Here is a 12,643-nt window from a genome sequence, read left to right as displayed (position 1 = left end):
TCTCCTATCCTGCGGCCTGCCAAGTACGCACGATTTCCAGCGGCCAGACCAGCATCAGAACATTCAGGATCAACCCGTCACGGATAATATAGGCCGTCGCCGCCTCTGCCAGCACGAACAGCAGCACGGACACCCAGACCGGCAGCACCCGCGCCAGCCAGAACCCGACCATCATCGCCAGCATGTCCGCGACAGAATTGACCACGCTGTCGCCGTAATAGTCCAGCGAGATGGTGACGGCGCGATAGCGTTCGATGATCGCGGGCGAGTTTTCGACGATCTCCCATGCGGCCTCAACCAGGGTGGCGATGACCAGCCGGGTGCCAAGCGGCAGGCGGCGCGCCACCAGCCAAAGAAGGAAGTAGAACAGCAGGCCATGCAACAGGTGCGAGGGCGTATACCAGTCCATCAGGTGCTGAGAGTTCTCGGCGCTCATCGTCTGGCCGTGCCACAGCTTGACATAGCCGCATTCGCAGATGGGCACCCGGCCCATCGCCAGCAGCAGTGCTGCGGCAGCGGCGACGATCAGCAGGCTGGCGATGATCGCGCGGCTCATGCGGCGGGCTCGGGGCGCAGTGGCACGGGGCCGTTGTCGGTCAGCAGCCAGACTCCGCCCGGGTCCAGCCGCACAGCCGAGACTGGGCCGCCATAGCCCGCGCCGCTGTCAAGGTTCAGCCGGTTTCCGTAATGGGTCGCCTTCTTGATTGCGGTGTGGCCGTGGATGACCAAAGCGCCGTGATCGGCAGCGGATTCCAGAAAAGGCTTGCGGATCCACATCATGTCGACCCGTGACTGGGCCGACAGATCCACGCCCGGCCGGATGCCGGCATGGACGAACAGAAAGCCGCCCGGATGCAGGATGTTCGGCGGCAGTGCGTCCAGCCATTCGACATGATGACGCGGAATTTTGCGCAAGGCCTCGGCATGGATGTCCTGCAACGGGCGGTCATATGCGTCCCGGATGCCATATGCTGCCAGTGTTTCGGCCGCGCCATTGCGCTGATCGCTGGTCCAGGTGTTCTCGGACGAGGGGCCGGGGTCGATCCAGCCCGGATCCTCCATGAAGCGCGGCAGCTTGTTGTCGTGATTGCCCTTCACAACCTGCCAGTCGCGCCCCAGCGCCTGACCCTCCATCAGGTAATCGATGACGCCGGGCGAATCGGGCCCGCGGTCGATCAGGTCGCCCAGATGGATGATGCGCGCGTCCTGTCCGCCATCGGCCGCGATCAGGCGGTGTGCCTCGCGCAGCCCGTCCAGTCGCCCGTGAACATCCCCGAGCGCATAGATCGGCGTGAAATCTGCTGTCTGTGCCATGGTTGAAACAAACCGTCCTGAAAATGCAAAAGGCCCGGCGCTACAGTCGCCGGGCCTTGGATGGGTTGCAAGCCGCGATCAGATCTCGAATTGCAAGGCGCGGGCCTGCAGGAACTTGCCGGTCTTCTGCAGCGCTGCCAGCACGCTTTCCGGCAGCGCCTCGTCCAGGTACAGGATCGCGATGGCGTCCTCGCCCGAATTGGTGCGGCCCAGCTGGAAGTTGGCGATGTTCACGCCCATGTCGCCCAGCGTGGTCCCAAGCGCACCGATCACGCCCGGCACGTCCTTGTTGCGGGTGTACAGCATATGCTCGCCGATCTCGGCATCGACATTGATACCGCGGATCTGGATGAAGCGCGGCTTGCCGTCGCTGAACACAGTGCCCGCGATCGAGCGTTCGTTCTCATCCGTGACCACGGTGACTTTGATGTAGCCGTCATAGACGCCGCCGGCTTCCTGCCGGGTGGTTGCAACCTGAATGCCGCGATCCTTGGCAATGACCGGGGCCGACACCATGTTCACATCCGGGTTCGTCGCCTTCATCACGCCGGAAATCACCGCCGCGTTCAGCGCGTTCAGGTTCATGTCGGCGACCACGCCGTCATAAAGCACGTTGATCGACTTGATCGGAACATCGGTCATCTGGCCGATGAAGCTGCCCAGATGGCCGGCCAGCTTGATCCACGGCCCCATGACCTTGGCTTCCTCGGCGGTGACCGAAGGCATGTTCAGCGCGTTCGACACCGCACCCGTCAGCAGATAGTCCGCCATCTGTTCGGCGACCTGCAAGGCCACGTTTTCCTGCGCCTCATTGGTCGAGGCGCCCAGATGCGGCGTCACCACCACATTGGGCAGGTTGAACAGCGGGCTTTCGGTCGCGGGCTCGGTCGCGAAGACGTCAAGTGCTGCACCCGCCACCTGACCCGATTGCAGCGCCTCTGCCAGTGCTTCCTCGTCGATCAGCCCACCACGCGCGGCGTTCACGATACGCACGCCCTTTTTGGTCTTGGCGAGGTTCTCGCGTGACAGGATATTGCGGGTCTTGTCGGTCAGCGGCACGTGCATGGTGATGAAATCTGCCTTGCCCAGCAGCTCGTCCAGCTCGACCTTCTTCACGCCCAGCTGGTCGGCACGCTCTTCCGACAGGAAGGGGTCATAGGCCAGCACCTTCATCTTCAGACCCAGCGCGCGGTCGGCGACGATGGAGCCGATATTGCCTGCCCCGATCAGGCCAAGCGTCTTGTTGAAGACCTCGACCCCCATGAAGCGGTTCTTTTCCCATTTGCCTGCATGGGTCGAAACGCTGGCCTCGGGCAGCTGGCGTGCCACGGCGAACATCAGCGCGATGGCGTGTTCGGCGGTGGTGACGCTGTTGCCGAAAGGCGTGTTCATCACGATCACGCCCTTCTTGGAAGCCGAGGGGATATCGACATTGTCGACACCAATCCCGGCCCGACCGATCACCTTCAGATTGGCCGCATTTTCCAGCAGCTTTTCCGTGACCTTGGTGGCCGAGCGGATCGCCAGACCGTCATATTGACCGATGATCTCGGCCAGCTTTTCCTTGTCCTTGCCGACATCGGGCAGGTAATCCACCTCGACCCCGCGGTCGCGGAAGATCTGGACGGCGGTTTCCGAAAGCTTGTCGGATACGAGAACCTTGGGCATGTGATGCTCCTGTCGAATGCGCCGGCGTCAGCCTCTGCGCGTTTCATTCTGGTGAAAATATCCTGGGGGTCCGGGGGGCAACGCCCCCGGCCGTTCGTCACGCTTGTGCGGCGATTTCTTCGTTGAACGCCCATTCGATCCAGGGCAGCAGCGCCTGAACGTCTGCGGTTTCAACGGTCGATCCGCACCAGATCCGCAGCCCGGCGGGCGCGTCGCGATACGCGCCGATATCCAGCGCCACGCCTTCCTTTTCCAGCCGCTTGGCAACGGCTTTTGCGAAGGCGGCACCATCCTTGATGCGGTCGTCGGTGAATTTCAGGCAGACGCTGGTGGTGGAAGCCGTCGCCGGATCCTCGGCCAGATTGGCGATCCAGTCGCGGGCATCGCAGAAATCCCAGACCGCCTGCGCATTGGCATTGGCGCGGTCCTGAAGACCCTTCTGTCCGCCGACCGACTTCGCCCATTCCAGCGAGACAAGGTAATCCTCGACACACAGCATCGAAGGCGTGTTGATCGTTTCGCCCTTGAAAATGCCCTCGATCAGCTTGCCGCCCTTGGTCATGCGGAAGATTTTCGGCAGCGGCCATGCGGGAGTATGGCTTTCCAGACGCTCGACGGCGCGGGGGCTCAGGATCAGGACGCCATGCCCGCCTTCGCCGCCCAGAACTTTCTGCCAGCTGAAGGTGACGACATCCAGCTTGTCCCAGGGCAGGTCCATCGCGAAAGCAGCGCTGGTGGCGTCGCAGATGGTCAGCCCGCCGCGATCCGCCGGGATCTGATCGCCATTCGGCAACCGCACGCCCGATGTCGTGCCGTTCCAGGTGAAAACCACATCGCGGTCGAAATCTACACTGCCGAAATCCACGATCTTGCCGTAATCGGCGGTCTGGACCTTGGCATCCAGCTTCAACTGCTTGACCACATCGGTGACCCAGCCAGAACCGAAGCTTTCCCAAGCCAGCATCTCGACCGGGCGGGGGCCAAGCAGCGACCACAGGGCCATCTCGACCGCGCCGGTGTCGGACGCGGGAACGATGCCGATGCGGTAATCCGCAGGCACGTTCAGAATTTCACGGGTGGTGTCGATCGCCTTGGCAAGCTTTTCCTTACCGACAGCAGCACGGTGCGAACGGCCCAAGGGCGCGTCTGCGAGCATGTTCAGATCGAAACCGGGGATTTTGGCGCAGGGGCCAGAAGAAAAGCGCGGATTAGCCGGACGCGCAGCCGGAAGCGTATTCGCCATATGTTACCCTTTCAGGCAAAAGCCCCTCGTTGGGGAGGGGTGTCCCGCCGCGAGCCATACGCCCGACATGGGGATTCGCGCAAGGGCCTTTTTTCGACCCGTTCTGCAGGGTGGCGTCGACAAGGCGTCTGTGCCAGCATCGGCCCAGACCCAAATGACGCGGCTGGGGGACCCATGCGCAAACTGTTCGCCCTTACCTTAATCCTGCTTGCCGGCTGCGTGCCCGAGAAGTCAGCGCCCGTCGACGACCCGCGAACCGCAGGCATGATGAGCGCGGCCGAACGCGCCGAATGCCGGGCCGCAGGTGGCAACGTCGTTCAGGGCCTCGGCCCCCAGGTCTGCGCCACGCCAACACCCGACGCTGGAAAAACCTGTCGCAGCGGCAGCGAGTGCAGCGGCGGCACCTGTCTGGCCGACGATACGCGGGCCAATGGCCAATGCGCGCCCAGCTCGGTCACGTTCGGCTGCATCAGCGTGTTGGAAGACGGGCAGAAGGTAATGATCTGCATCGACTGACGGGCGCCATGCGACTGGCTTGCGGGGCAATGTCGGGCGCGCGGAAAATCAGCGCAGCAGCGGCAGTTGTGCCATCAACTCGGTGATTTCTGCATCCGTCAGGCTCAGGTCAGGCATGGCAGTTCCCGGCGCGAATTCCTGCGGCGCGCGTAAGAAGCGCTCCAAAGAGGCTGCATCCCAGGGCTTTCCAGACATTGCCAGCAGGGCGGGGCTGTAACGTTCGTAATCGGGCGCGGACGCGATCTGCCGGCCAAGGATATTGCGCAAATGCGGCGCGTCGGCGGTCGAGGTGGGATAGTTCAGATTGTGACACGACCCGCAATTCGCCAGTGCATTCAGGTTGGTGTTCAGGCCGGTATCGGTCCGGGCCAGCTGGACGTTTTCGACCGGGGTCAGCAAGATGATCTTGCCGCTGTCGGTGGCGAGAACCATGTCCTTGCCGACGATGTTCACGTCGCGGATGCGGTCCCCGATATAGATCTGTTCGGAGTAGTTGCCGGTTTCCCACCGCCGCACCCGCATCAATGAGCGTGCCTTCAGCGTCGCAACCATCAGATCGCCGTCCCAGCTTGGGTGGAAGTGTTCGATATGCGTGACAGCGCTGATGCCGGGACTGGGCAGATAGGCGACGATAGGCGGCGTATAGCCGCCATGGATCGCGCCGGGCATCAAGGGCTTTTCTGGAAAGCTGTAGGTGCCATAGACCGCACCCATCGAGGTATAGGGCCAACCGTAGTTCTGGCCCTCTTCGATCAGGTTGATCTCGTCCCCGCCCTTCACGGAATGCTCTGTGGAAATCAGCTCTCCGTCAGAGGACAGCGACAGGCCCTGCTGGTTGCGATGCCCCATGGAAACGATGTGTGACTGGCCGGTCTGCCTGTCGATCCGCAGGATCTTGCCCAGATCGCTGTCCTCGGATTGCGGCGGCGGTACCGTTCCGGAATAGACGTTGCCGATGCCGTTCAGGCTGTAATCGCCGACCGTCACAACCAACTCGTCGCTGCGAGGGTCATAGGCCATCGCTCCACCGCCCGAGCGCGGCGAATGACCATTTTTCAGCGAGAAACTGCGGCTTACGAACAGCGGGGGTGCGATAGGCTGCAAGGTGGCAGTATCTTCGGGCAAGTCGAACTGGCTGATCGCAAACGACTTGTTGAAGCCGGCCTGGTCTTCCTGCCCGTAGGACACATACCACGCGCGTTCCGTCCCCGTTTCGACCGAGATCAGGTCATAGATATCATCCAGCGCCGTCCCATCGGGCCGAACCAGACGCCCGATCTGGTGCACACATTCCGCGCCGGGGCAGGCCGTGGCATGAAGCAGGAACAATGTGCCTTCGGCGCCAAGAACGACGGCCGCGCCCGTTTCTGCTGCCGAGAGTGCCAGAAGCGGCAGCGGCTTGCCTGAGGTGTCAGTGACCTGAATGTCGTGCCGGTGCAGCGGCAGAAGCGTTGAATCAAGCAGCGCTCGGTCGGAAAGGTCCAGCCGCATCTCTGGCGCCTGATCCTCGATCGGCGCGGGTCGCAGCTGGCGGACGGTCTTGACGATGGTCTCGAAGACGATGTTCTTGCGAACGCCGGATACCAGGCCAAAGCCGAAGCCGACCGACAACGCCAGTACAAGCACAAGAACGGGCACCAAATAACGACGCATGACACCGAAACCGATCGGAACTACGGGCAAATTGGAACAACGGGCAGATCGTCCCATAATTCAGGCTTTTCCCAAGCCTGACAATCGGATTTCGCGAAACTGACCCCAAAAGACAAGTCCCGCGCTGGATCAGCTGCCCGTGTTGGCGCCATCGGTGAATTGCAGCCGCGCCAGCCCCGCATAAAGGCCGCCCTTCGCCACCAGTTCTTCATGCGTGCCCTGCGCCACGACGTGCCCATCATCGAAGACAACGATTCTGTCGGCTTTTTTCACCGTCGCCAGCCGGTGGGCGACGATGATGGTGGTGCGACCTTCGGCCAGCCGGTCGACAGCCTGCTGCACGGCATGTTCCGATGCGGCATCCAGCGCGCTCGTCGCTTCGTCCAGCAGCAGCACCGGGGCGTCGCGCAGGATGGCGCGGGCGATGGCGATGCGCTGCTTCTGGCCGCCTGACAGCATCACCCCGCGCTCGCCGACCTGCGCGTCATAGCCGTCGGGCAGGGCCATCAGGAAATCATGGGCATGGGCGGCCCGGGCGGCGGCCTCGACCTCGGCATCCGTCGCGCCGGGGCGGCCGAAGCGGATGTTTTCGCGGGCGGTGGTGGCGAAGATCACCGGGTCTTGCGGCACCAGCGCCATGCTGTCGCGGAAATCGCTGCGGGCCATGTCGCGCAGGTCGATGCCGTCCAGCGTGATCTGCCCCTGCGCCGGGTCCCAGAAACGCTGCAGAAGCTGGATCACCGTGGTTTTGCCCGCGCCCGAGGGGCCGACAAGGGCCACCGTCTCGCCCGGGCGGATGGTCAGGTCGACATCGCGCAGCGCCGACTGATCGGGGCGCGAGGGATAGCTGAAACTGACATTATCCAGCGCGATCTGGCCCTTGACCGGACGGGGCAGGGCGGTGGGCGTGGCCGGGTCGGCGATGGCGTCACCAGCAGCCAGCAGGTCGGCCAGCCGTTCGGTGGCGCCGGCCGCGCGTTGCAGCTCTCCCCAGATTTCCGACAGGGCGCCGACGGCTCCGGCGACCAGCACGGCATAGATGACGAACTGCACCAGTTCGCCCACCGACATCAGCCCGGCCTGCACGTCGCGCGCGCCAATCCACAACACCCCCAGCACGCCCGAGAAGATCAGGAAGATCACGATGATCGTCAGCACCGCACGGGTGCCGATGCGCTTGCGGGCCGAGACGAAGCTTTCTTCAGTCACGCGGGCGAAATCGGCGCGGGTGGCGGATTCGTGGGTGAAGGCCTGCACCGTCTGCGCCGATTGCAGCGCCTCGGCCGCAAGGCCAGACGATGCGGCGATCCAGTCCTGGTTCTCGCGCGCCAGCACCCGCAACCGCCGGCCCAGCCCGATGATCGGGATCAGGATCACCGGCACCAGCAGCAACACCAGCCCGGTCAACTTGGCCGAGGTCAGAAACAGCATGATCAGCCCGCCGATCATCAGCAGCACATTGCGCAGCGCGACAGATACCGATGACCCGATCACCGACAGGATCACCGTGGTGTCAGTGGTGATGCGGCTGACAATCTCGCCAGTGATGACGCGCTCGAAGAAGGCGGGCGACAACCCGATCACCCGGTCAAAGACGGCCTTGCGGATGTCGGCGACGACCCGTTCGCCCAGCCGGGTCACAAGATAGTAACGCGCGCCCGTCCCAAGCGCGAGTGCTGCGACGATCAACAGCGCGGCCGCGAAATATTTGTCAAGCAGGGCAGAGCCGACATCGAAGCCATCGACCACGCGGCGCACCGCCAGCGGCAGGATCAGGCTGATGCCAGCGGTCAGGATCAGCGCGCCAAGCGCTGCCAGCGCCGTTGCGCGATAGGGGCGGACGAAGGGCCACAGTGCCGACAGCGCGCCCACACGGCGGCTTGAGGGGCGGTCGTGGTCGGTTTTCGGTGCGCGTGCCATTCGTGCCTATCCTTGCATTTACACCGCTTTAGGGGGCGGCGACGGATGCGGCAACCGTCAAAGCCGCATGGCACCCGATGACAAAGCGTCGCGCAGCTGGTCAACGGCCGCGGCAAGCTTCTGGTCGATGATATGCAGATAGCGGGTCCAGTCGCCGACATGGGCCAGTTCCTCGGCCCCGTCGGAAATCCCGCGCAGCGCGATCAATGGCAGGCCGAATCTCTGGCAGGCGCGCTGAATCGCGAAGGTCTCCATATCGACCATATCCTCTGGGATGGCGGCATATGCGGGACCCGAGACGATATTGGCCCCGGTCGATAATGTGGCCAGCGGAATGCCGGGGATATGCAGATCCAGCGGCAATGTTGCCGGCAGGTCCAGAAAGGGCGTTATCCCACGCGGAAACCCAAGTGCCGAGGCGTCCATATCGCGCCAGCTGACCGCGGAGGCCTGATACAGCCCCGCCTGTTCCAGCCGCGCCGAGCCAGCCGAGCCCAGCGAGACGACCAGTTTCGGCAGTCGCCCCTGCGCCTCTAACCGGGCCAACGTGACGCCCATCGCCAGCGCGGCCTCAACCGGCCCCACGCCGGTCATCAGCGGGGCAAAGCGCGCCTGCAGGGCAGGGCCATATTCGGCATCGGCGGCCATCACGAACAGTGTCGGCACGCCTGCAAGATCGGTCACAGCGGTCATCGGCGGCCCTTTTTCTGGCTGGGTTAGGTGGTGCGGGCCGCGGGACTCGAACCCGCACGGCCTTGCGGCCCAAAGATTTTAAGTCTCATGCGTCTACCATTCCGCCACGCCCGCAACGGGTTGGAAAGGCTGAACTTCCTTTCGTCAACGCGGGGAAATTTAGCAGCTTGGGCGGCAGGGGCAAGCCAAAGCCGCGGAAAGGCCGCAAGCGCAAACCCGGCAGAGTGCCGCGCAATTGTGCAAAAGCTTGATTGCGAACATGGCCCCGTGCATCATGCCGAAAGGAAAGGGTCGTCCGTCGAGCCGCCGTATCCGGGCCACCCATGCCGTTAGCCGTTATCAGCGAGGGTGTCCCATGTCCGATTCCGCGAATCCCGCCACAACCGTCACCGACACGCCGCAGTCAGGCGACCGTCGCGCCTTCCTGCGCAAAACCGGCTTCTCTGCCTTCGGCGCCATGCTGGGCATGTCGATCCCGTTCGAGCGGAACCTGCCTTACGGCCTCGTCCCAGTGGCACTGGCGCAGGATACCGGGCAGGAACTGATGTCGGGCAAGGACGGGCTGATCGTGCTGAGTGACCGGCCCCTAACGCGGAAACCCCTGCGCATCTGCTGGATGATGACGTAACCCCCAATGAGCGCATGTTCATCCGCCTGAACGGGCTGGTGCCGCAGACGGCGTTGGATGGCGACGCCGAAGGCTGGGTGCTGACCGTCGATGGCGAGGTCGATACGCCGCTGTCGTTGTCGCTGGACGACCTGAAATCGCAGTTCGAGAATGTTACCCTGCAGCTGGTCGTCGAATGCGGCGGCAATGGGCGGGCGTTTTTCCAGCCCGGCAGTTCTGGCAATCAATGGACCACGGGCGCGGTCGGCTGCCCGGAATGGACCGGGGTGCGGCTGGCCGATGTGCTGAAGGCTGCGGGCGTCAAGTCGAGCGCCGTCTATACCGGCCATTACGGCAATGACGTGCATCTGTCGGGCGAGGAAAAGGACACCATCTCGCGCGGGGTGCCCATCGCCAAGGCGCAAGAACCCGAGGGCCTGATCGCTTGGGCGATGAATGGCGAGGATGTGCCAGCCCTGCACGGCTTTCCGCTGCGGCTGGTGATTCCGGGGTATCCTGGCTCGGTCTCGCAGAAATACCTGACCCGGATCTGGGTCCGCGATCAGGTGCATGATGGCGAGAAGATGGGCGGCTATTCCTATCGCCTGCCGGCCTATCCGGTCGCGCCGGGAACCGAGGTGCCGGAAGAGGACATGGTGATCCTGGAAGAAATGCCGGTCAAATCGCTGATCACCTTTCCGCAGACCGGGACCGAGGTTCCCGCCGGGCAGGCCGCAGAGGTGCGCGGCCACGCATGGGCCGGCAATGGCGATGTGGCGGCGGTTCATGTCTCGGTCGATTTCGGGCGGACATGGCAGCAGGCCACGCTGGACCCGGCACCCAACCGCTTCGCCTGGCAGCGCTGGCGGGCGCAGGTGACGCCGCCGATTGCCGGATATTACGAGGTGTGGGCGCGGGCCACCGACGCGAACGGTGTCAGCCAGCCGCCGGTCTCTCCCGGTTGGAACCCGCGCGGCTATGGCAACAATCTTCAGCACCGCATCGCGCTGATCGCGGTCTAGGGGGGGACGCCATGCGCTATCTTCCCATTCTGCTGATCTGTCTTGGCACCGGCCTTGCGGCTGCGCCCATTGATCCGATGCAGGCGCTGACCCAGCCGCGTGCGCTGACTGCCAGCGCCGATCCCATGACCGCCTTGCGCGCCCCGGCCGAGGCCGAAGGCGACGGCCCGGCGCCCAATCCCGAATTCGGCGGCCTGCCCGACGCACCCGGCGCCGAGGATACATTCTATCAATGCACCGCCTGCCACTCGACCGAGATCATCAAGCAACAGCGCGTCACAGATGCGCGTTGGGATGATCTGTGGATCTGGATGGTGGAACAACAGGGCATGATCGAACCCGAACCCGAAACACGGGTAGTGATCCTCGACTATCTCAAGACGCATTTCTCGTCCGAGCGTTAGGCACTGGAATGGCAGGCTTTTTTGCCCTCGGGGCGGGCGGGCCGACCGGATGGGCTGGCGAGGCCCCCTGTCTTTGGCTAGGTTGGGCGCGAACAGAATTTCATTGAGGTCACGCAGATGCACTTCGTCCCCAAGCTTGCTTTTGCCATCGGTGCGGCGCTTGCGCCCTTTGCCAGCCCCGCCCTTGCCGAAGCCGACCCGAGCGCGATCATCCGCATCGGCTCGCTTTACGAACCGCAGAACCTCGACAACACCGCCGGCGCGGGGCAGGGCATCAACGAGGCCTTCAATGACAATGTCTATGAGGCCCTGTTCCGCCTGAACGACGACGGCAGCGTGGTGCCGGTGCTGGCAGCGGATCATACCGTGTCAGAGGACGGGCTGACCCATACCTTCACCCTGCGCGACGGGGTGACATTCCATTCCGGCGACCCGCTGACGGCGGCGGATGTGAAGTATTCGATCGAACGGGTCACTGCCGAGACGTCGAAATCCTCTCGCAAGAACAGCCTTTCGACCATTACCGGGGTCGAAACGCCAGATGACAAGACGGTGGTGGTCACGCTGTCGGCGCGGTCGATCTCACTGCCCTATAATCTCAGCTATGTCTGGGTGGTGAACGACGCCGCCACCGACATCACCGCGAGCGAGGACGGCACCGGCCCTTACGTGCTGGACGATTGGAAGCGCGGCTCGGCCATCTCGCTGAAGGCGTTTGAGGGCTATTGGGGCGAGAAGCCCAAGAACGCCGGCGCCGTCATCAGCTATTTCACCGAAGCGGCGGCGCTGGATAACGCGCTGCTGACCGATGCGCTGGATCTGGTGACCACCATCCAAAGCCCCGATGCGCTGGCGCAGTTCGAAGACCCGGCGCGCTATACCATCTCCGAAGGCAATTCGACGGTGAAGGAGATCATGGCCTATAACGACCGCGTGGCCCCCTTCGACAACGTCAAGGTCCGCAAGGCACTGGCGCGCGGCATCGACAAGCAGAAGCTGCTAGAGGCGATATGGGGCGACCGGGGCATGGTGCTGGGCAGCTTCGTGCCGCCGACCGATCCGTGGTATGAAGACCTGACCGGCGTCGACGCCTATGATCCCGAAAGCGCCAAGGCCCTGCTGGCCGAGGCGGGGCACCCGGACGGCTTTACCTTCACGCTGGAGACGCCGAATTACGACCCCCACCCGATCACCGCCGAATTCATCAAGGCGGAACTGGCCAAGATCGGGGTGACGGTGAACATCAACATCATCACCGCGAATGAATGGTATACCAAGGTCTATCAGGCCAAGGATTTCCAGGCGACGCTGCAGGAACATGTCAATCACCGCGACGTGGTCTTTTATGGCAACCCGGATTTCTACTGGGGCTATGACAATGCCGATGTCACCCGCCTGATCGCCGAGGCAGAGCAGGCCGAGACCGAGGCAGGCCATACCGAAAAACTGCGCGAGGCGAATGCCATCATCACCGAGGAAGCTGCCTCGAACTGGTTCTTCCTTTATCCGCAGATCGTGGTGTCGGCGGCGAATGTCACCGGCTATCCGGTCAACGGGCTGAATTCGCAGTTCTTCCTGCGCGGGATCGAGAAGTCGAACTAAG

At 63.4% G+C, this 12,643-nt stretch carries 12 protein-coding genes and 1 tRNA gene; 5 read left to right on the top strand and 8 right to left on the bottom strand.

Annotated features, from left to right (window positions below):
* Positions 1–4 precede the first annotated feature (4 nt).
* The 4 genes from G7044_RS12585 to G7044_RS12570 all read right to left on the bottom strand — a co-directional run bounded on the left by G7044_RS12585 (position 5) and on the right by G7044_RS12570 (position 4,225).
* On the bottom strand, positions 5–556 hold the full coding sequence (locus G7044_RS12585; RefSeq protein ID WP_166329354.1) for a DUF2585 domain-containing protein: 552 nt from the start codon (positions 554–556) through the stop codon (positions 5–7).
* Entirely contained in the window at positions 553–1,314 is a 762-nt protein-coding gene (locus G7044_RS12580) for a metallophosphoesterase (protein WP_166329352.1), read from the bottom strand. Before G7044_RS12580 ends, G7044_RS12585 begins: the two co-directional genes overlap by 4 nt.
* Positions 1,315–1,392: 78 nt before the next feature.
* Positions 1,393–2,982 (bottom strand): phosphoglycerate dehydrogenase, encoded by a 1,590-nt coding sequence (gene serA / locus G7044_RS12575; RefSeq protein WP_166329350.1) that lies wholly within the window; start codon positions 2,980–2,982, stop codon positions 1,393–1,395.
* Positions 2,983–3,079: 97 nt separating this feature from the next.
* Positions 3,080–4,225 carry a phosphoserine transaminase gene (locus G7044_RS12570; RefSeq protein WP_166329348.1) on the bottom strand — a complete coding sequence of 382 codons (1,146 nt, stop codon included), beginning with the start codon at positions 4,223–4,225 and terminating at the stop codon, positions 3,080–3,082.
* A 174-nt stretch (positions 4,226–4,399) separates the two neighbouring features.
* Here G7044_RS12570 and G7044_RS12565 point away from each other — a divergent pair, with 174 nt between their 5' ends.
* Complete coding sequence (locus G7044_RS12565; RefSeq protein WP_166329346.1) at positions 4,400–4,741, top strand: hypothetical protein; 342 nt, start codon at positions 4,400–4,402, stop codon at positions 4,739–4,741.
* A gap of 48 nt (positions 4,742–4,789) precedes the next feature.
* Here the strand turns inward: G7044_RS12565 and G7044_RS12560 are convergent, their stop codons facing one another.
* The 4 genes from G7044_RS12560 to G7044_RS12545 form a co-directional block, all read right to left on the bottom strand.
* Entirely contained in the window at positions 4,790–6,394 is a 1,605-nt protein-coding gene (locus G7044_RS12560) for a PQQ-dependent sugar dehydrogenase (RefSeq protein WP_166329344.1), read from the bottom strand.
* 129 nt (positions 6,395–6,523) lie between these two features.
* Complete coding sequence (locus G7044_RS12555) at positions 6,524–8,314, bottom strand: ABC transporter transmembrane domain-containing protein (protein ID WP_166329342.1); 1,791 nt, start codon at positions 8,312–8,314, stop codon at positions 6,524–6,526.
* A gap of 57 nt (positions 8,315–8,371) precedes the next feature.
* Positions 8,372–9,007, bottom strand: coding sequence for a 5'-methylthioadenosine/S-adenosylhomocysteine nucleosidase (locus tag G7044_RS12550; RefSeq protein WP_166329340.1), 636 nt, complete (start codon positions 9,005–9,007; stop codon positions 8,372–8,374).
* Between the two features lie 28 nt (positions 9,008–9,035).
* Positions 9,036–9,121: transfer RNA gene (locus tag G7044_RS12545), tRNA-Leu, on the bottom strand.
* Positions 9,122–9,362: 241 nt separating this feature from the next.
* On the opposite strand from G7044_RS12545, the gene G7044_RS18015 reads away from it, so the two are divergent.
* The 4 genes from G7044_RS18015 to G7044_RS12530 all read left to right on the top strand — a co-directional run bounded on the left by G7044_RS18015 (position 9,363) and on the right by G7044_RS12530 (position 12,642).
* The gene (locus G7044_RS18015) at positions 9,363–9,635 is read left to right on the top strand and encodes a hypothetical protein (protein ID WP_235931287.1); all 273 of its coding nucleotides are present in this window, start codon (positions 9,363–9,365) and stop codon (positions 9,633–9,635) included.
* Positions 9,636–9,649: 14 nt separating this feature from the next.
* Entirely contained in the window at positions 9,650–10,636 is a 987-nt protein-coding gene (locus tag G7044_RS12540) for a sulfite oxidase (protein WP_235931286.1), read from the top strand.
* A gap of 11 nt (positions 10,637–10,647) precedes the next feature.
* Positions 10,648–11,040, top strand: a complete 393-nt coding sequence (locus G7044_RS12535) for a cytochrome C-552 (protein ID WP_166329338.1) — start codon at positions 10,648–10,650, stop codon at positions 11,038–11,040.
* 117 nt (positions 11,041–11,157) lie between these two features.
* Entirely contained in the window at positions 11,158–12,642 is a 1,485-nt protein-coding gene (locus G7044_RS12530) for an ABC transporter substrate-binding protein (RefSeq protein ID WP_166329336.1), read from the top strand.
* Position 12,643: the final 1 nt, after the last annotated feature.

It is taken from the genome of Paracoccus xiamenensis, assembly GCF_011308835.1.
GTDB classification, from domain to species: domain Bacteria; phylum Pseudomonadota; class Alphaproteobacteria; order Rhodobacterales; family Rhodobacteraceae; genus Paracoccus; species Paracoccus xiamenensis.
This window is presented reverse-complemented; position numbering and strand designations above follow the sequence as displayed.